Source organism: Micromonospora sonneratiae, assembly GCF_042679305.1.
Taxonomy (GTDB): Bacteria; Actinomycetota; Actinomycetes; order Mycobacteriales; family Micromonosporaceae; genus Micromonospora_H; species Micromonospora_H sonneratiae.
In genome coordinates, this window is record NZ_JBHTMP010000006.1 from 127,010 (window position 1) to 145,574 (window position 18,565).

The 18,565-nt window shown below is 69.7% G+C and carries 16 protein-coding genes; 11 read left to right on the plus strand and 5 right to left on the minus strand.

Annotated features, from left to right (window positions below; all coding sequences use genetic code 11):
- Window positions 1-47: 47 nt before the first annotated feature.
- The 11 genes from ACFQ4H_RS06100 (at window position 48) to ACFQ4H_RS06150 (ending at window position 9,461) form a co-directional block, all read left to right on the plus strand.
- Window positions 48-815, plus strand: a complete 768-nt coding sequence (locus ACFQ4H_RS06100; RefSeq protein WP_377567875.1) for an ABC transporter ATP-binding protein — start codon at window positions 48-50, stop codon at window positions 813-815.
- Entirely contained in the window at window positions 812-1,627 is an 816-nt protein-coding gene (locus ACFQ4H_RS06105; protein ID WP_377567877.1) for an ABC transporter permease, read from the plus strand. Before ACFQ4H_RS06100 ends, ACFQ4H_RS06105 begins: the two co-directional genes overlap by 4 nt.
- Window positions 1,624-2,700, plus strand: coding sequence for an Ldh family oxidoreductase (locus ACFQ4H_RS06110; protein WP_377567879.1), 1,077 nt, complete (start codon window positions 1,624-1,626; stop codon window positions 2,698-2,700). Before ACFQ4H_RS06105 ends, ACFQ4H_RS06110 begins: the two co-directional genes overlap by 4 nt.
- Window positions 2,701-2,736: 36 nt before the next feature.
- Window positions 2,737-3,471: an SDR family NAD(P)-dependent oxidoreductase gene (locus ACFQ4H_RS06115; protein ID WP_377567881.1), complete on the plus strand. Its 735-nt coding sequence runs from the start codon at window positions 2,737-2,739 to the stop codon at window positions 3,469-3,471.
- Entirely contained in the window at window positions 3,468-5,066 is a 1,599-nt protein-coding gene (locus ACFQ4H_RS06120; RefSeq protein ID WP_377567883.1) for an FAD-dependent monooxygenase, read from the plus strand. The genes ACFQ4H_RS06115 and ACFQ4H_RS06120 overlap by 4 nt, the downstream gene beginning before the upstream one ends.
- A gap of 41 nt (window positions 5,067-5,107) precedes the next feature.
- Window positions 5,108-5,476, plus strand: a complete 369-nt coding sequence (locus ACFQ4H_RS06125) for a cupin domain-containing protein (protein WP_377567885.1) — start codon at window positions 5,108-5,110, stop codon at window positions 5,474-5,476.
- Window positions 5,476-6,012, plus strand: coding sequence for a cupin domain-containing protein (locus ACFQ4H_RS06130; protein ID WP_377567887.1), 537 nt, complete (start codon window positions 5,476-5,478; stop codon window positions 6,010-6,012). The genes ACFQ4H_RS06125 and ACFQ4H_RS06130 overlap by 1 nt, the downstream gene beginning before the upstream one ends.
- A gap of 33 nt (window positions 6,013-6,045) precedes the next feature.
- Complete coding sequence (locus ACFQ4H_RS06135; RefSeq protein WP_377567889.1) at window positions 6,046-6,456, plus strand: RidA family protein; 411 nt, start codon at window positions 6,046-6,048, stop codon at window positions 6,454-6,456.
- A complete protein-coding gene (locus ACFQ4H_RS06140) occupies window positions 6,456-7,340 on the plus strand; it encodes a fumarylacetoacetate hydrolase family protein (RefSeq protein WP_377567891.1) in 885 nt (294 codons plus the stop codon). Before ACFQ4H_RS06135 ends, ACFQ4H_RS06140 begins: the two co-directional genes overlap by 1 nt.
- 197 nt (window positions 7,341-7,537) lie before the next feature.
- The gene (locus ACFQ4H_RS06145; RefSeq protein WP_377567893.1) at window positions 7,538-8,308 is read left to right on the plus strand and encodes a GntR family transcriptional regulator; all 771 of its coding nucleotides are present in this window, start codon (window positions 7,538-7,540) and stop codon (window positions 8,306-8,308) included.
- A 205-nt stretch (window positions 8,309-8,513) separates the two neighbouring features.
- Entirely contained in the window at window positions 8,514-9,461 is a 948-nt protein-coding gene (locus ACFQ4H_RS06150) for an amidohydrolase family protein (protein WP_377567895.1), read from the plus strand.
- A gap of 73 nt (window positions 9,462-9,534) precedes the next feature.
- Here ACFQ4H_RS06150 and ACFQ4H_RS06155 read toward each other — a convergent pair whose 3' ends face one another.
- From ACFQ4H_RS06155 to ACFQ4H_RS06175, 5 genes are read right to left on the minus strand one after another with little or no spacing between them, the layout of a single operon-like run.
- Window positions 9,535-10,815, minus strand: a complete 1,281-nt coding sequence (locus ACFQ4H_RS06155) for a hypothetical protein (RefSeq protein ID WP_377567896.1) — start codon at window positions 10,813-10,815, stop codon at window positions 9,535-9,537.
- The gene (locus ACFQ4H_RS06160; protein WP_377567898.1) at window positions 10,815-11,858 is read right to left on the minus strand and encodes a lantibiotic dehydratase C-terminal domain-containing protein; all 1,044 of its coding nucleotides are present in this window, start codon (window positions 11,856-11,858) and stop codon (window positions 10,815-10,817) included. The genes ACFQ4H_RS06155 and ACFQ4H_RS06160 overlap by 1 nt, the downstream gene beginning before the upstream one ends.
- Complete coding sequence (locus ACFQ4H_RS06165; protein WP_377567900.1) at window positions 11,851-14,652, minus strand: lantibiotic dehydratase; 2,802 nt, start codon at window positions 14,650-14,652, stop codon at window positions 11,851-11,853. Before ACFQ4H_RS06165 ends, ACFQ4H_RS06160 begins: the two co-directional genes overlap by 8 nt.
- 41 nt (window positions 14,653-14,693) lie before the next feature.
- The gene (locus ACFQ4H_RS06170) at window positions 14,694-16,373 is read right to left on the minus strand and encodes a SagB family peptide dehydrogenase (RefSeq protein ID WP_377567902.1); all 1,680 of its coding nucleotides are present in this window, start codon (window positions 16,371-16,373) and stop codon (window positions 14,694-14,696) included.
- Window positions 16,374-16,383: 10 nt separating this feature from the next.
- Window positions 16,384-18,408 (minus strand): TOMM precursor leader peptide-binding protein, encoded by a 2,025-nt coding sequence (locus tag ACFQ4H_RS06175; RefSeq protein ID WP_377567904.1) that lies wholly within the window; start codon window positions 18,406-18,408, stop codon window positions 16,384-16,386.
- Window positions 18,409-18,565 lie beyond the last annotated feature (157 nt).

An 18,565-nucleotide genomic window follows, 5' to 3' on the forward strand; every position in this document is an offset into this window, starting at 1 on the left:
CCGCGGTGTGTACGGCCCGGCTGTGCACACCGCGAGGGAGCGATACCATGATCGGAATTCGTAACGTCTCACAGATCTACCGCACCCGGGCCGGTGACGTGGAGGCCCTGCGCGACGTGTCGCTCGAGGTCGCCGACGGGGAGTTCGTGGCGATCGTCGGTCGGTCCGGTTGCGGCAAGTCGACGCTGCTCCGACTCGTTGCCGGCCTGCAGTCGGCAACCTCGGGTGAGATCACCGTCGGCGGTACGCCCATCCACTCGCCCCGGCGGGACATCGGCTTCATGTTCCAGCGGCCGGCACTGCTGCCGTGGCGCTCGGTACTCGACAACGTCCTGCTACCCACCGAGGTGTTCGGGCTGGACCGCCGCGAGGCCCGCCAGCGGGCGCACGAACTGCTCGAACTGGTCGGCCTGACCGGCTTCGAGAAGCGCCTGCCGCACGAGCTGTCCGGCGGTATGCAGCAGCGCGTGTCGCTGTGCCGGGCACTGATCCAGCAACCCCGGGTGCTGCTGATGGACGAGCCCTTCTCGGCGCTCGACGCGCTGACCCGTGCCGACCTGTCGGTCGAACTGCAACGCCTGCAGATGAAGCACGCGGCGACCGTCCTGTTCGTCACCCACTCGGTCGACGAGGCCGTACTGCTGGCGGACCGGGTGGTCGTGCTCAGCCCACGGCCCGGCCGGCTGCACAAGATCATCAACATCGACGTCGCCCGACCCCGTTCGCTGGGGCACGACGGGCACTCCGCCGAGATCGGCGAACTCCGCGCCCAACTGCACGATCTGCTCATGACGCCCGAGGAGGTGGCACCGTGACGGCTACCGCACCCGCAGCAACACCCGCGCGCGCCCGCCGCGACCGTACCCGCCGCCCGCAGCGGAAGGCGGCGCAGAGTGTCCTGCCCGTCCTCGGTGTGATCGGCGCGGTCGTCCTGTGGTGGGCGATCACCGTCGTCTTCGACGTCGAGAGCTTCATCCTGCCGTCGCCGGTGCTGGTGGCGCAGGCCATGAGCGACCAGGCCGGCCCGCTGTGGGACAGCACCCTGGTCACGCTCTGGGAAACGGTCCAGGGCTTCGTGTTGGCGATCCTGGTCGGGGTGCCGCTGGCCCTGATCGTCAGTGTCTCCCGGGTCCTGGAGCGCACGGTCTTCCCGCTGCTGGTGATGCTCAACGCGGTTCCCAAGGTCGCGGTGGCACCGCTGCTGGTGGTCTGGATGGGCTTCGGCCAACTGCCGAAGGTCTTCATGGTCTTCCTGGTCTGCTTCTTCCCGATCGTCATCTCCACCGCCGCCGGGCTGAGCGCCACCCCACCCGACCTGGTCGAACTGGCCCGGTCCCTGAAGGTCAACTGGTGGCAGATGTTCCGCATGATCCGGATGCCGGCGGCGATCCCGCAGCTCTTCGTCGGTCTCAAGCTGGCCATCACCCTCGCCGTGATCGGCGCGGTGATCGCCGAGTTCCAGGGGGCCACCGAGGGACTGGGCTACCTCATCGTCGCGTCCGGGGCCAGCGCCGACACCGCACTGGCGTTCGCCGCGATCGCGTTGCTCGGCGTGATGAGCGTGGCGCTGTTCTACGTCATCTCCGGTGTCGAGCGCTTCTTCGTACCGTGGGCGGAGCGGAAATGAGCACTGAGACAGGTCGGAACACTGTTCCCGTACGTTGGCTCACCGACGCGGTGGCCTCGGTCTTCGGTGCCCTGGGGTTCTCCGACCCGGCCGCCCACGTCGTCGCCGAATCCCTTGTGGACGCCGACATGCGGGGAATCCCCTCGCACGGCGTGATGCTCGTGCCGATGTACGTCGAGCGTATCCAGGCCGGCTCGGTGACCCGGGCCGAAGAGGCCGACGTCATTCGCGACAAGGGGGCCGTCGCGGTCCTCGACGCGGGGCACGCGCTGGGCCAGCTCACCGGCGACCAGGCCATGCGCCTGGCCGTGGAGAAGGCCCAGGCGTACGGGATCGGCGCGGTCACGGTCCGCCGGGCGTTCCACTTCGGCGGCGCCTTCCGCTATGTGGGTCTCGCGGCGACCAGCGGCTGCATCGGTATCGCCGCTGCCAACACCCGGCCGCTCATGCCCGCCCCGGGCGGCGCCTCGGCCGTGGTCGGCAACAACCCGTTGGCGATCGGGGTGCCCCGACCGGACGGCGAGCCGGTGATCCTCGACATCGCCCTCTCCGAGGCGGCCCTCGGCAAGATCCGGCTGGCGGCCGGTGAGGGACGGGAGATCCCGGCGACCTGGGCGACCGACGTCGACGGTCGACCCACGACCGACCCGGCCGCCGCCATCAAGGGCCTGCTGCTGCCCTCGGGCGGTCACAAGGGCTACGGCCTCGCCCTCATGATCGATGTGCTCACCGGGGTCCTCTCCGGCGGCGCGTACGGGCGGCACGTCAACGGGCTGTACGCGGACACCACCGTGCCCAACGACTGCGCGCACTTCTTCCTGGCGCTCGACGTGACGGCGTTCGACGACGCCGACGAGGTGGCCCGTCGGGTGACCGACCTGGCCGACCAGGTGCTGTCGTCGAACCGGGCACCCGGGGTCGAGCAGGTCTATCTGCCCGGTGACATCGAGGCGGCCCGGTACGCCCGCGCGCTGCGCTACGGCGTCGCCCTCGAGCCGTCGGTCTTCACCGGGTTGACCAGGGTGGCGGCCGGGCTGGGCGTATCACTCTCCGAGCCCGACACCGCCGACTGATTCGGCATTCCCGACGACTGACAGGAAGGATCAGGCATGCAGGCCAGTTTTGACGCCACCGGCGACGTTCTCATCGTCACCGGCGGTGCGAACGGCATTGGTGCCGCTCTCGCCCACGCGTACGCGGACGCCGGTGGAACGGCGGCGGTGTTCGACGTGGTGGCGGGGCAGGAACACCCCAGTGGACGGGTGGTCCACCACCTGGTGGACGTCTCCGACCGTGACGCGGTCCTCGCCGCGGTCGAGCGGGTCCGGGCCGAACACGGCCGGATCGACGCCCTGGTCGCCGGCGCGGCGGTCCAGCCCCGCTCCGACGTGGTCGACATGGATCCGCAGCAGTGGCGGCACACCCTGGCGGTCAACCTCGATGGTGTCGTCTGGTGTGCCCAGGCGGTGCTGCCGGAAATGATCGCCCGCCGGTCGGGCACGATCCTGGTCTTCGCCTCCGGGCTGGCCACCGCCGGCCGGGCCCAGGCCTCCGCCTACGCGGCCAGCAAGGGTGCGTTGATCGCCTTCGCCAAGTCACTGGCGGCGGAGGTGGCCGAGCACCGTATCCGGGTGAACACGGTCTTCCCCGGTGTGGTGGACACCCCGCAGTTCCGTCAGGCCAACCCCGCCGGCGGCGAACGTGAGCACTGGGAACGCGCAACCGGCATCGGCCAGCCCGCCGATGTGGTCGGGCCGCTGCTCTTCCTGCTCTCACCAGCCGCGACCATGACCGGGTCGACCCTCACCCGTGACCGGGCATACACGAAGAGCGAGGCGAAATGAGCAGCACGCAGTTGCCGGTGGGCATCGTCGGAGCCGGGCCGGTCGGCCTGGTGACGGCCCTCGGGCTCGCCCACTACGGCGTTCCCGTGGTCATCTTCGAGGAGGACGAGCGGCTGTCCCTGGACACCAAGGCCGGTACGGTCCTCACCCGTACGCTGGAGGTCCTGCACCGCTACGGCGCGCTGGACGACGTCCTCGCCGGGGCCCTGCGCATCGACGAGATCGGCGAGCTGGACCGGGCCACGAACACCCAGACGCTCAGCGTCCGGACCGGCGAGCTGACCGAGGACACCCGCTTCCCGTTCGTCATCAACATCCCGCAGCACGAGCTGGAGCCGATCCTGCGCCAGCGGCTCGACGAGACCGCCCCGGACGCCCTGCACATGGGGCACCGGCTGCTCGACTTCACCCAGCACGCCGACCGGGTCGACCTGCGGCTGGCCACGGCCGACGGGGAGCGGACCGTGCCGGTGAGCTACCTGCTGGCCTGCGACGGTGGCCGGTCGTCCGTACGGGACCAGATCGGGGCCGTCGTCGAGGGGGAGACGTACCAGGAGCGGTACATGCTCGTCGACCTGAAGGTCGACCTGGACGTGGAGAACCCGCGCGACTACCCGTACCTGGCCTACTTCGGCGACCCGCAGGAGTGGATGATCCTCGTCCGTCAGCCGCACTGCTGGCGGTTCCTCTACCCGCTGCCGGCCGGTCAGGCCGAGCCGACGCGGGAGGAGCTGGCGGAGAAGGCCCGCCGGTTCATCGGTGACGTCAAGGTGCTGGAGATCATCGGCACCAACGTCTACAACGTCCACCAGCGGGTGGCCGACCGGTGGCAGGACGGCCGGGTGTTCCTGCTCGGCGACGCCGCGCACCTGATCACCCCGATGTGGGCGCTGGGCCTCAACACCGGCGTGCTCGACGCGTCCAACCTGCCCTGGCGGATGGCCTGGGTGCTGCGCGGCTGGGCGGAGCCGAGCCTGCTCGACGCGTACCAGGCGGAACAGGAGCCAGTGGCCACGAAGGGGTCGGCGGCGATGGCCGCGGCGGCCCGGGCGTACATGGCCCGGCGGGCCGACGACCCGGGGGTGATGACCGACGGCAACTGGGGGAACGCGTTCACCCGAGCCATGCTGGGCGTACGCCTCGACGTCGAGGGTACGGGTGACTGGTCCATGGTCGCCGCCGGCGACGAGCCACTGCCGGTGCTCGCCGGTGCCCGTTGCCCCGACCTGCCGATGTTCGGTCCCCGGGGACAGGTGTACCTGCACGACCTGGTCGCCGACGCCTTCGTCGCGCTCTACTTCACCGACCCGCGTCGGGTTCCGGCGTTGCCGCCGCAGGACTCGCCTGCCCTGCGGCACTACGTGGTGAGCCGGTGGGATGCGCCGCACGACTCGGGACTGCGCGACCGGGCCCTGTTCGACCCGGGTGAGCGGGTGCGTCGCCGGTTCGGCGTCAAGGACGACACTCTGGTGCTGGTCCGGCCGGATGGCCACGTCGCCGCGATCGTCCCGTTCGATCCCACCGCCGGCACCGACCTGGCGGCCGAACTCTACGCCCGGATCACCGGCTGCCAGCCGCCCCGCGACGCGGCCTGAGTCGCCCTGTCGTCACGACACTCGGAAAGGAACCATCCACGATGGACAACTACGGTCACGCGATCGCTCCGGACGGGTCCGAGGTCAAGCTCGGTGCCATCGGCCAGTCGGTGGTCTTCGAGAACGACCAGGTACGCGTCTGGGAGATCACCCTGAGCCCCGGTGAGCAGCAGCCCTGGCACCATCACCTCAACCCGTACCTGGTGATCGCCCTGGAGGCCGCCGACAACCGGATCGACGCACTCAAGGGAGGCGACCCGCGCCTGGTGCACGAGGCGGTGGGTGGTGTGGTCTACCGCGAGCCGGGTGAGATCCACATGCTGACCAACAACGGCACGACCCGGTACCGTTGCCGGCTCATCGAACTCAAGTGCCTCGGCGAGAACCTGGTCGGGGAAGAGGGCCACTGATGGCGGAGCAACCGGTGGTCGTACCGACCCCGCCAGTGCCGGACGGAATCGATCCGCAGGAATGGGCCAACAACCTCTCCGAGCCGTCCAACTACGGCGCTGAGGCGGCGGACCGGGCCCGTGAGCAGCTCGTGCCCGGACCGGACGGGGTCGTGTTGGCCCGGTTCCGGGAGATCCTGCTCCAGACCGACGAGCTGGACTGGGCCGACAAGACGCTGGCCGGCCTCTCCCACAAGGCGCTCTGGCGCAACGAGGAGACCGAGGCGTCCATCTCACTGGTCCGGTTCCAGCAGGGGTCCGGTATTCCGCTGCGGCATTCGCACGCATCCAACCAGTTCATGTTCTGCCTCAGCGGCCGGTACACGTACCTGCCCACCGGGCTGACCCTCACCCCGGGCTCGTTCTACTGGAATCCGAAGGGCAGCCTGCACGGACCCACACTGGCGGAGGAGGAGAGCGTCCTGCTCGAGATCTACGACGGGCCGCACTACCCGACCCAGCCCGAGTGGTACACCGACCCGCAGGATGCCCGCTGACTCGCTCCACCCTTTAAGCAGTAAGGAAATGTCATGCCCAAGCAACAGGTTGTCTCTCCCGAGTTGGCTGCCCCCAACGGCCACTTCGCCCAGGCCACGATGGTGCGTGCCCAGGGGCGGTTGGTCTTCGTGTCCGGGATGACCGCCCGCAACCGTGAGGGCGGCGTCACCGGGGTCGGCGACATCACCGCCCAGACCCACCAGGTCTGCCAGAACCTGCGGGCGGCGATGGAGGCAGCCGGCGGAACGCTGGACGACATCGTGCGGGTGGACGTCTTCGTCCGCAACATGGAGGACTTCCAGGCGATCCACGCGGTACGCCGGCAGTACTTCACCGGGGAGCCGCCGGCCTCGACGATGGTCGAGGTGTCCAAGTTCGTGAACAAGGACTACCTCATCGAGATCAACGCGATCGCCGTGCTCGACGACGGGCAGGACAGCTGATGAGGCTCGCCAGCGTTCTCGATCCATCCGGTACGCGGATCGGCTTGGTGAACGACGACGACACCGTCGCACTGTTGCCCGCGACCATGGGCACCGTCGACGATGTCGTACGGGGTGGTGCGGCCGCGCTCGACGCGGTCCGCGCCGCCTCGGCGCAGGCTGAGGTCGTACCGCTGGGGCAGGTCCGGCTCGGTGCGCCGTTGCAGCGGTTCAACCGGGACGTTCTGTGCACCGGCTGGAACTACTGGGACCATTTCGAGGAGTCGCGCGGTAAGCGCGAAGGCCAGGATCCGGCGGAGCGCCCGAAGCACCCGACCTTCTTCACGAAGGGGCCGGACACCGTCGTCGGCCCGTACGACGACATCGCCTACGACCCGGAGATCTCCGGCAAGTGGGACTACGAGGCGGAGGTCGCGCTCGTCATCGGTACGGACTGTCGTTCGGTGAGCGAGGCGGACGCACTGTCCCATGTGGCGGCGTTCTGCGTGGCCAACGACGTGTCGCAGCGGGATCTGCAACGGGCCCACGGCGGCCAGTGGCTCAAGGGCAAGAGCATCGACGCCACCATGCCACTCGGTCCGTGGCTGACCACCCTGGACGATGTGCCGGATCCGGCCAACATGCGGATCCAGTGCGAGGTAAACGGGGTCGTCCTACAGGACGCGTCGACCGCGCAGATGGCGTTCCCGTTCGCCCGTATCATCGCCGAACTCAGCTGGGGGATGACCCTGCGGGCCGGCGACGTGGTGCTGACCGGGACCCCGAGCGGTATCGGGAACGCCCGCGACCCGCAGGTGTTCCTCGCCGACGGCGATCTGGTGGTGACCCGGGTACAGGGACTGGGCGAGCTACGTAACAGGGTCAGGCTCACCAGGCTGCACTGAGTCGATCAGAGTGGGGTGTGTCCGTTCAGCGCATCGCCGTGGGCATTTGGACATTGGATAAAATGATGTCGTTACGTGGGCCGCGCGGTGGGGAATCGACGGACATGCACATTATCCAGGAGTAGGTCGCGCATGTCTCGCCGTCTAGGACACCGACAGAACCCGCCAGCAGCTCTATCCGGAGGCACACATTGGCAGTGACACATCGTAGAACGGTCCTGAGCGACGTCAGCGATGGCAGCCGAGTGACCCCCGGCGGAGCTAACGGACAACACCGCACGCTCGTCGATTCGGCGACGGCGACCCTGCACGAAGCGATCCTGACTGGACGACTGCCGGCCGGTACCCCGCTCCGGCTCAACGAGATGGCCGACCTGCTGGGCATGAGCATGAGCCCGGTCCGGGAGTCGATCAGGAGACTGGCCGCCATCGGGCTGGTCGAGGTCGTGCAGCACAAGGGTGCCTGGGTCATGCCGTTGACCGTGGAGGACGCGATCGACACCCACGAGACGCGGATCGCGATGGAGTCGGTGCTGATCGAACGGGCGGCTGCCCGGTTCACCCCGGACGATGCCCGGCGGGCTCAGGCGGCCCTGGACGAGCACGTGGCCGCGTCCGAACGCGGGGACGCCACGGCCGCCCGCCGGGCACACACCGAGTACCACTTCACGATCTACCGGGCGGCCGGGTCGCGTTGGTTGCTGCGCGGACTGGAACCGGTCTGGGAGAACAGCGAGCGGTACCGGTTCGCCACCGTCACTCCGACCAGCCAGAGCGAGGACCGGGTTCGGGAGCACATGGCCATCCTCGAAGCGTGCATAGCGCACGACGTGGAGGCTGCGGTGGCCGCCGTGCGGATCCACATCCAGCATGCGGCGGATCGCGTGGTGGCCAAGATGACGGCCGACGCCGCGCCTGGTAAACCCGTACCCAGCAAGCCTGCTGCCAGGTCCCGACTCACCCGATGAAGTCGGGCTGGACCACGCCCGGGAGGCCCTGTGCCGGCCGTGGTCCAGCCCGCTGTTCTCCCGGGTTCTTCTCCCGTTCGGTGAACGTCCCGATGGGCGGCGGCGAGCGAGCCCGATTTATCCAGCTTTAACGCCATTGTCTCCTCGTCGGTGCCGCCACCGACGGGGCTTCGACGGCGAACAATCAACTCTCTAAGGACAGCACGTGCCTGGCATCGACATCCATACCCACCTCGCCCCCGACCTGCGTACGGTCGACCTGCCCCAGGTCGAGATCGACGACAACGCGGTGGCCGTACTCGACGGTGGTCGGGTCGGACCCGTCGATCTCTACCACCCCGAGCGACTCGAGCGGTACCTCGACTCGGCCGGGCTGGACGAGGCCGTGGTGAGCGTGCCGCCGCCGTTCTACCGCCAGCACCTGTCCGCCCCGGACGCGATGGCGTGGACCCGTGCCGTCAACGAAGGCCTGCTGACCGCGGTGGCCGACCGACCCCGGCTCACCCCCCTGGCCTACCTCCCGCTCGAACACCCGGAGGTGGCCGCCGTCGAATACGAACGCATCGCCACCGACGCCCGCTGGGCGGGTGTGGTCGGTGCCGCAGGCGGTAGGTCGACGTCCCTGGACGCCGTGGAACTGCAACCGCTGTGGCGGCGGCTCGACGAGGACGGGCGGACCGTGCAACTGCACCCGGCCCACTCGCCGGATCGCCGGTTGGAGCCGTACTACCTGGCCAATCTGCTCGGCAACCCGGTCGAGACGACCGTAGCCGCCGGCCAACTGGTCTTCGGGGAGGTGCTGAGCACCTACCGGCGCATCCGGATCGTCCTGGTCCACTGCGGCGGTTGCCTGCCGACGGTGGTGGGGCGCTGGGAACGGGGACACGCGACGTCCCGGCCGGGCGTACCGCGGCTCTCCGTCACTCCGGCAGAGGCGGTACGGGCCATCTACGTCGACTCGCTGGCCCACGACCCGGCCGTGGTCGACCTCGCCGTGTCGGTCTTCGGGGCTGACCGGTTGGTGCTGGGCAGCGACTGGCCGTTCCCGATGGGCACCGACGACCCGACGGCGGCGGTCGCCCATCGGGGTGCGGAGTTCGCCCGGCAGGTGGCCACCGAAAACGCGTCCGCCGCGCTGGGGCGTCGACTCTGATCGTCGGGTGTCATCCCGCCCCGGTGCCGCGTACCTGGTGGTCCGGTCAGCAGCACCGGGGTGGGGACTGCGTTCAGCCGCTCTTCGCGTTCAGCCGCTCGGCGCGGCGTACGCCGTACCAGACGAGCAGCACCAGCAGCACAGCCTCGACGACCAGTACGGTAACCGCCCAACCGGCGCCGATCCACTCCCGCATCGAGGCGTACCAGAACCGGGCCAGCAGGGTGCAGATCACCACCGCGAAGGCGACGTTCGCGAAGCCGTACACCGCGTAGGCGATCCGGTCCCGGACCTGGTAGCCGGCCACCGTCTTCGGACCGCCCCGGACCAGCCGGCGGTAGAACTGGTAGGTCTCCGACCGCAGGTCACTGAGGTTCAGTGCGTGGGTGAGCATGTAGTAGCCGTCCAGACGCAGGAACGGCACCAGATTGAGCAGTGCGGTGACCGTGCCGAAGAGCAGCACCGCACCGGAGAGACGGTGAGCCGTACCGCCGTCGGCGGCCAGCGCCCAGACCGCCGCGAACGGCAGCAGGGCGAGCAGGCTGACGAAGACCCCGGCGAACGCGGTGGCCACCCGCTGGGCCGGGGGCAGCAGCACCACGTCGTCCACCTTGCAGTACGGGGCCAACATCGGGAACCGCCACATCACCCCGATCTCCTTGACCCGGCCGCCGAAGTGCCAGCAGGTCAGACCGTGGGCGCATTCGTGCAGGAAGATGATCGCCCAGGCGATCACGATCGCCGCCAGGAAGGGCAGCCAGCCCTGCCGGCTCTCGCCGACGGCCTCGGTCAGCCGCCGCCAGTCGTACGCCACGTAGCCGTCCAGGGCCAGCACCGCCAGCAGGGCGGGGGCCACGAACCACTGGCTGAACAACGGTGCCAGCCACGGATGCACCCGGCCGAACAACCGGCCCGGGTCGAACAGCGGGAACCGGGCCTGCAACGGACCCCGTTTGGCCCTGGCCGCGCCGGCGGCGGCGGTTTCGGCGAGCTTCGCCAGGGACCGCTCGTCGGTGGCTCCGTCGAGCAGTTGCCGTCGGTGCAGCATGGTGAAGAGCTGCTGCCAGTTCTGCGGGCCGAGCCGGCGGTCGAAGACGGCGAGGTACTCCTCGGCGATCTCGTCCAACCCGTGCTGGCCATCCAACCGGGACATCAGGAAGTGCTCGCGGGGACCGACCCGGTAGAACCACCCGGTCACCGGATCCAGCACGTGGTGGATCACCACGTCACCCTTGCGTTGACCGGGCCCGAGGACGATCTCCGGCCGGAGCCGAGGACGGGACCAGACCGTGGCCGGCAGTTCGGCGGGCGGGTCCGGGGTGGGCTCTGCCGTGGTGGCTTCCGTGGCGGTCACTACGCGCCGGCCGGCTTGAGCTCGTCGAGCAGGGCGTTGCGCATCAGGTACGACAGGTAGATCTCGTCCAGGATGCTGACGCCGAGCCGGTTGTTGGTCATGTGGATGTACGAGCTGAGCAGCACCGACATGGCCGCGTCGAGGTCCGTGGCGGGAGTCGGCTCGCCACCGCCGCGCTGGAACCACACCTGTCCGGACTCGACCAGTTCCACCACCCGCTGGCGCAGTTCCCGGCAGTGGGCCAACCAGCGTCCCTCGATGCCGAGGGTCGAGGTGACGGTGTCGTCCGCCGCGCTGCGGCGCAGCGCCGCCAGCCGGTCCCGCAGCGAACTGCTCATCCGGCGGTAGCTGTTGTCGAAGCTGCCGTGGTACTCGTCGCTGGGCTCCTGGTAGGAGACCTCCCAGAACCTGCGGTAGTCGTCCAGGAAGTCCGAGATACGGTGCTCGTCCCGGAAGAAGACCGCGCACATCATCATCGACAGTTGGGCGGACAGGCCGAGCAGGACCGGCCGGACGTGCACGTTGGTGGTGGCCAACAGGTCGAGCACGACGTCACTGGACTTCTCGAAGTGCCACTCGGCGACCTCGATGCCGGCCGGTCCGCCGTACCGGCCGAACTCCCGCTCGTACGGGATGTGGGCGAAGCTGTTGTTCGGACGGAACGGCATGACGCCGTCGCCGTACTCGGCGTCCCAGCGTTCCTGGCCGTACTCGGCGAGGTACATCTGCTTGTACAGGTCACCGAGGCCCTCGGTGTCGGTCTCGTACAGCGCCGGCCGGCGACGAAGGAACTCGGCGACGGCCGTGTCGACCTCGGTCCGGACCAGCTCCGGGTTGACGCCGGGAGCGGGCAGCACCCGCAGCCGTACGTGTGGCCCCTCCATCCAGTACTTGATGAAGAAGTATCGCGTGATCAGGCCATCGGCGCGGAGCCGGTCGACCAGGGGCTGTACACATTCGACGAGCATCGGGTTGGCGTTGCTGGCGTAGAAGACGTGGACACTGAGCCACTGGTGGTCGACCGGCGACGGTACGTCAGCCATGTTCGCCCCTTTCGATGCGCATGCCGTTGAGTTCGACGGTCAGTTCGGTGACGTAGGAGCCGGCCCCGCCACGGAGCACCTGCTCGTCCCGGTCGGGCAGCATCTCGTTGAGCACCAACCGGCTGCCGGCCCGCCGCGCCAGGGCGTCGAGCAGGTAGAGCGAGAACGGGCTGTCGAAGTCGACGTAGAGCGGCTTGTGCTCGGGCCGTCCGGCGGGGTCGCCCGCACCGCCCCCACCGGCGCCGTCGACGGCGTCGCCGTCGCTGCGCCGGCCCCCCTCGGCGGTGGCGAACACCCGCCGGGGGAGGTCGTTGTCCCTGCGCCAACGGGCCCAGCTCAGCACCCAGTCCGCCTCGGACTGGTCCGGGGTACGCGCCGGCGGCAGGTAGTCCGGATGCAGCTTCCACATGCGACGTTGCAGCACCAGGTCGCGGTGTCGGATCCGGGGATACGTGGCGATCCCCCGCCCAGGCAGCGGCACCGTGGTTCCGGCCCAGAGGTCCGGCTGGGCCATTCCGACGTAGGCGAAGTTGAGCAGTACCTGTTGCACCTCGGGCAGCGCCATCGGCAACAGGAAGCCCAGGTAGACCGGGATGACCTCGGCGTCCAGTCGGCGGGACCGCAGGACCAGTCGGTCGGCCCCGGCATCGTGGGTGATCACCAGGTCGTCCATGTGGATCTGCTCGGCCTCCGGTCGGAAGCTGATCTCACCGGGACAGACCAGTTCGTACGGCGTCACCGCCGGGTGCAGGTTGAGGTTGGTCGCGTCGTACCCACCCTTGAGTTCCGCCAGTACCGCGCCGGCCGGTTGCAGCTGGGCCAGTTCGGCCCGCAGCCGGCCGGTCAGGTCCTCGTCCTGGAACAGGTAGGCGAACCGGGAGAAGAGCAGCGTCATGCCGGAGTAGATCCGGTTGACCACCACCCGGGTGCCGGCCGCCCCCTCGGCGATCTGCAGGAAGAACGAGCGCGGGTCGAGTTCCCCGAGCCGGTCCGGCACCATGGCGGCGACCTCGGTCATGAAGGCGTCGTCGAGGACCAGTTCGGTGGCGTCGGTGGGCAGGGCGTGGTACGCATCGTTGATGCGCTGGGCGACCTCCATCCGGGCGTCGTCCAACGCGGTGATCTCGTCGAGGCGGAACCAGTTCTCCTGCCGGACGTACCGGTTCTGTTCGTCGAAGGCACGCCGACGCATCGAGCGCCCGCTGTAGTGCTCGAAGAAGTCCTGCTGGAACTCGTGGGCGAAGGTGAGCAGGTCGTCGCAGCGGCCACCGACCCCGTACCGGGCCCGGAAGAAACCCTTGGTCACCAGCCGGCGGGGCAGGTTGATGTCGAAGACCGGCATCAGTCGGGCGAGCGCCCGCAGGCCGGGTAGGACCTCCCGCTCCCAGCGGCCCCGGTCGGCGGTGACCGGGTGTCGGGTGACCAGGGCGGCGTCCTCGTAGACCAGCGTGCGCGGGGCCGGGATCTCCGGCCGGGAGAGGTCGGTGTGGGCGGCGGTGAGTTCGGCCCGGATCCCGGCCAGCGTCTGTCGCCGTCCGGCGATGTCCTCGTCCGGGTAGGCGCTGGCCAGCTGGTTAACCGTGTGCACCCGGTCGGCCAGCCGGTCGGCCCAACCGGTGCCGATCTCCCGCAGCGACGCCTGGTAGTGGGCGACCGGGTCGTCGGCGTGGATGTCCAGCTGCAGGTTGGGTACGACCAGCAGGCCGACCCGCAGCAGGTGGTGCAGGTACTGTGCGACCTCGGCCGCCGGCCGTCGCTCGCTGGTCAGGCGCTCGACCACGGTCGCCAGTCGCAGTACCTGTCCACCTTCGAAGACCGCCAGGATGTCGGCCAGCAACTGACCGGTGGGCAGAACGAACAGCGACTCGTGGATCGACTCCATGGTGATCGCCGCGTCGCCGTCCTCGTTGCTGATCCGGCGGCGGCGCAGGTAGCGGAGCCGGCCGTGCTGGATGCGCCAGCCCGTGGTCAGGGTGACCGGCAGATCGGGGCGCAGCGTCTCGTCGGCCAGCACGATCGCGGACAGCCGGCCGATGGTGGCGAGGTTGAGTCGGGAACCGGCCCGCTTCGGAGTCGGACCGTCTGCGTCACGGATGTCGGCCGCCAGTAGAACGTCGGTGCCGTCGTCCCGGAAGGTGCCCACGTTGACCGTGGTGAGCCGGCTGAACGGGCTGGTCTTGCAGGCGGTACGGAAGGCGTACTCGAGCAGCGAACGCTCCACCCGGCGGGCCCGCTTGCTGGGCGTACCGGTGTCGCGCAGATAGGTGGAGAGGTACTGGTCCAGTGACGGGGAGGAGAGCAGGATGCCGCCGCGCAGGTCGGGGTCGTCGGCCAGCTGCCGGAGGATCGTGCGCCGGTCGGTGAGGTCCCGGTCCAGGATCTGCGCGCCGTCGGCCAGCTCCGCCCGGTACGTGGCGAAGGTCGTCAGCCAGTCACACAGTCGCTCGTGGGTGTCGACGCCGAGCTGGTCGACCGGCCAGGCGGCTGGGTCGGCCTGGCGCGGGGCCCGCAGGTTGTAGACGTCCCGCCGGAGCCGGATCAGCCGTTGGCGCAGTTGGCCGTCGTCCAGGTTGCGGGCCACCGCGTCCTGCAACGCGTCGGCCAGTTCCTGACCGGTGCGGCGCAGTCGGCCCTCCAGGTCGAGCACACGGCGGGTCCAGGCCGAGGTGTCGTCGAACGCCAGCGCGTCGGCGACCTCGATCGGCAGTCCTGCGGTGCGCAGCATGAAAACGTCAGGCATCCGCCAGTGCACTTCGCTGGCCGCTGCCCCGGACCGCATCGCCGTCACCGTCACGGCAGCCTCCTTGTTCGTCTCACTGGCCTGGGTCGCCGGAGTCACCACAGCTGGTGGGACAGGTCGGCGGCGGTTTCCGGCTGTCGACCGAGGAGCAGGAAGAGCACGGTCCGCTCGTCGGTACCGTCGAAGCCGAGCGCTTCGTCCATCGACACGTTGTCGAATCCGAGCACCGCTCCGCACCCGATGCCCTGCGCAGTGGTGGCACAGTAGGCCTGCTGCGCCACGGTTCCCACCTCGGTGTTGAGGATCCGGTAGCCGCGTGGCCCGAAGGCGGTCAGTACCGCGTCGAACCGTCCGGAGATGGCCACCACGGCGCCGACCTGGCTCATCGTGTAGTTCGTCAGGAAGTACTGCTGCTGTAGGAAGGCGGACATGTCCGGCTCCGGAGCGGCCCGGGCGGACACCAGGGCGTGTCGCCGCCCGTCGTAGGCATAGGTTCCGGGGGCGATCCCCTCCACCTGGTTGGCGAAGACCCACAGCCGGGTCAGGCCACCCTCGGGTAGTTCGACGTCGGCCCGATAGCGGCGGCCGGCGTCGGCGAACGCCAGTGTGGTGCCCAGTTGGGCGGCGGTCAGCTCCGGGGGGCGCCGGAACCGACCGAAGCTGCTGCGGCGGTTGGCCAGCACCTGGGACAGCGGCCGGTCGAGTTGGTCGAGTTCCGGTGCGGGCAGCGGCATCGCCGGTCCGGGCAGGTCGGCCGGTGCGGCGGCCCGTAACGCCTCCGGGGCAGGGACGACGACCGGTGCCAGTGCGGCCCGGTGCACCTCGACGACCTGCGGGAAGTCGAGTCTGGTGCGGGACCGTTCGAACGGCTGGTAACCGACCCGGGGACCCGGCACGCCCGGGGCCAGCCGCACCGTACGGCCACCGGCCGCGCCCGGCACCGGGCCGGCGGCGTTGTCGCCATCCGCGCCCGGCCGGTCCGGACCCGGTCCGTCCCCGGCGTCGGCGGACCAGGACAGGGGTACGACCGCGAAGACGCTCTCCTGGTCGGTGTCCAACCCCAGCAGGTCGTCCAACGGTGCGTGGTCGAACGACAGCCGTCGCCGTAGCGGCGTACCGAGCGCCCGCCCGAGCAGGTCCCATGAGCCGAGCAGGGCACCCAGGTCCTGGGTCACCACGTGATAGCAGAAGCTGTTGTACTTGAACGAGTTCTTCCAGAACCTGATGCTGGTCAGCAGGAACTGGTCACCGGCCTGCTCGTCGCCGAGCGCCGCCCGGACGATCGGCGTGACGTCCCCGGTGAGCAGACGTTCGAAGCCGTGGTGACCGGTGGCGTAGTGGTAGATGCCGGGCAGCAGCGGGCCGGACGGGCCGGCCACCCAGTAGATCTCCACCGGGTACATTCCCCCGCCCGACGCGGTGCCCCGACCCCACACGGTGTGGGCGAAGTGCACCCGCTTGGCCATGTCCTGGTTCCAGTTGACCACCAACCGACGGTCGAGCACCCCGTACGACAGTCGCAGCAGGGTCGCCAGCCGGTCCAATGTCCAGCCGCCCTCGGTCGGCGGCAGGTTCCCGGTGAACAGGTCACGCAGGGTGGCCAGCCGGGGCAGGGCAGCGGGCAGCGGTATCCGCCGGGTGCCCGGATAGGTCTTGTGCCGGGAGGGCTGGTCGTCCCAGTCGACCTCGAAGTTGAGGGGTTCCATCGGCGCGCGGCCCCGGCGGAACACCGCTTCGGCGTACGCGCGGACGACGGTTTCGGCGTCGTGTCGCATGACGATGCTCCTAGGGGAAGGGGTGCGGATGGGGGTTGAGGCCGGTTGCGCCGAGCTGGTCCGGGCCGTGCTGCCCACGGGCGATGAACGCCGCCAGGCGCTCGCTGTACAGCACCCGTTGCCGTTGCCAGCCGAAGTCGATCGGTACCAGCGCGGGAGCGACCATGGCCATGGTGTGCACGCCGGCCAGGCTCTGTTCGGGGCAGGTCTGGTCCACGGCCAGCACGTCGCCACCGAGGTCGGCCAACAGGCCGGCGAGGTACTCGACGTCGGCCAGCAGGTCGGTACCGGCCGGGCGGATCGCCAGCCAGTCGTCGTACAGCTCCGACATGGACCTGAGCGGCGGGTCGTCGAAGAGGAAGTCGGCGAACCGCGTCATCTCCGGCAGGCCGTAGAGCAGGGCGTGGTGGCTCAGCTCGAGGACCCTGTCGTAGTCGGTCACCATGGCCCGTACCGCCGGCTCGTTGGCCATCACCCGCTCGTCGAAGCCGGGTACGTAGGACGCCGTCTCGCAGAGCGCGGCGCGGACCGCGTCGTCCGGGTCGAAACTGGCCCCGGCGGCGAAGCAGAGCTGGCCCAGCCCACCGTCGCGGCGGACCGCGACCGCGGTAACCACCGGAACCGGCAGGTCCACCCGGGTGTCGAAGAGGCGTACGTCGTAGCCGAGCCGATCCACCCGGTCGAGCATGAAGTGCACCCGTTCGTCGCGACAGGTGCTCGGGTCGATCTCGGCCAGCCGGGCGGAGCCGTACCAGGAGAGCAGGAACGCGTCCCGTTCGACGAGTTCGAGCATGCCGTGCAGCAGCGCCTCTTCCGGGCAACTGCCGCTGGCGCATCCGTTGGAGCACTCCTGGACGAACTTGCGCTGGTCGGGCCGGCGGTCCAGGTAGTAGACGAGTTGTTCGGGCACCAGCCGGGGGGTCCGGTCCCGCAGTGAGTAGCCCCAGACCCAGTGCATCGGGTCGGTGGGCGAGTAGGGGGCGTAGTAGACGTTGTGCCCCTCGTAGAAGGCAGGGTGGTATCCCAGGCCGGCCGGATCCATGGCGTGTGGCGCCAGGTTGGCGTAGCTGTCGTGGATCTCGGAACGCCTGGCACGGGCGAACTGCCCGGCATATCGTTCGAGTCCCTCCAGCAGGGCGTACGTCTCGCTGCTGCCGTAGCTGTTGGCGTGTCCGCTCCACCACATCTCGTGCAGGTCGTACCGGCTGCGTACCCGGAAGTAGCCGGACACCGGGGCGGTCGCGGTGGCGTTGTAGGCCCGTAGGGCGTTGCCGCCGAGGGCACCGGCGATCGGGTTGCTCAGCGCGGCGACCGGCAGGGCCAGGTCCTCGGCCCGGCGGATCCGGTACGTCGTCGGGGTGGCCTTGGTGCGGGAGGTGAGTGCGATGGCTGCCGTGTCAGCGGTGTCCGGCCGGGGGGCGGCGCAGTCCGGGCACTCCGAATCGACCATCACCTCGACCGTGGTGACCTCGAGGGTGTCCAGCCGTAGCTGGTGCAGCCGACCGATGCCGGGACGGACCGGGGGTGTGGCGCAGGCACGGACGAATAGCTGCCAGAGGGCTTCGAGGGCGAACGGGGTGAGGTAGGGCAGTGGCCCGGCCACGATGACCTTCGCCCCGTGTTCCAGGGCATGGCGTTCCTCGCGGGGGCGGATCGCCTGCCAGCGTCGCTCGACACAGATCGGACAGGGGGTGTCGCGACCGACGCCGGGTGCCGTGCCGGACGGGGTGACACCCGGGGCCCTGGTGGAGACCGGACCGACCAGCGCGGTGACGCCGGACAACCAGATCGGGACGACGGCGCCCCCGGGTCCACCGGTGCCCTCCGGCCCGGTGACCGTCCGGGTGGCGTACGCGTCGGTGAGCCCCAGGGCCGCGATGCGTACGGTGACGTCGCCCGCCCCCGGCGTCGCCCGGCCCGACGAGGGGCCCGACGGACGCGGGTCGTGGGTGCGCAGTCGCTGGTGGAAGACCTCCCCGAGGTGCTTGAGACTGCTGTCCCAGCCGGTGGAGGTGGTACGGACGTCGACGATCATCTTCTGCTCACCTGTCTGGACAGTCGGCCACCGGGTTCCCCGCCGGTCAGGTGACCGGCGGGGACGGTTACGGCGCTGGCTCAGTTACCGCCGCCGCATCCGGTGCTGGTGCTGCTGCTGCAGCAACTCGACGTGCTGCAGCTGCAGCAGCTGGAGC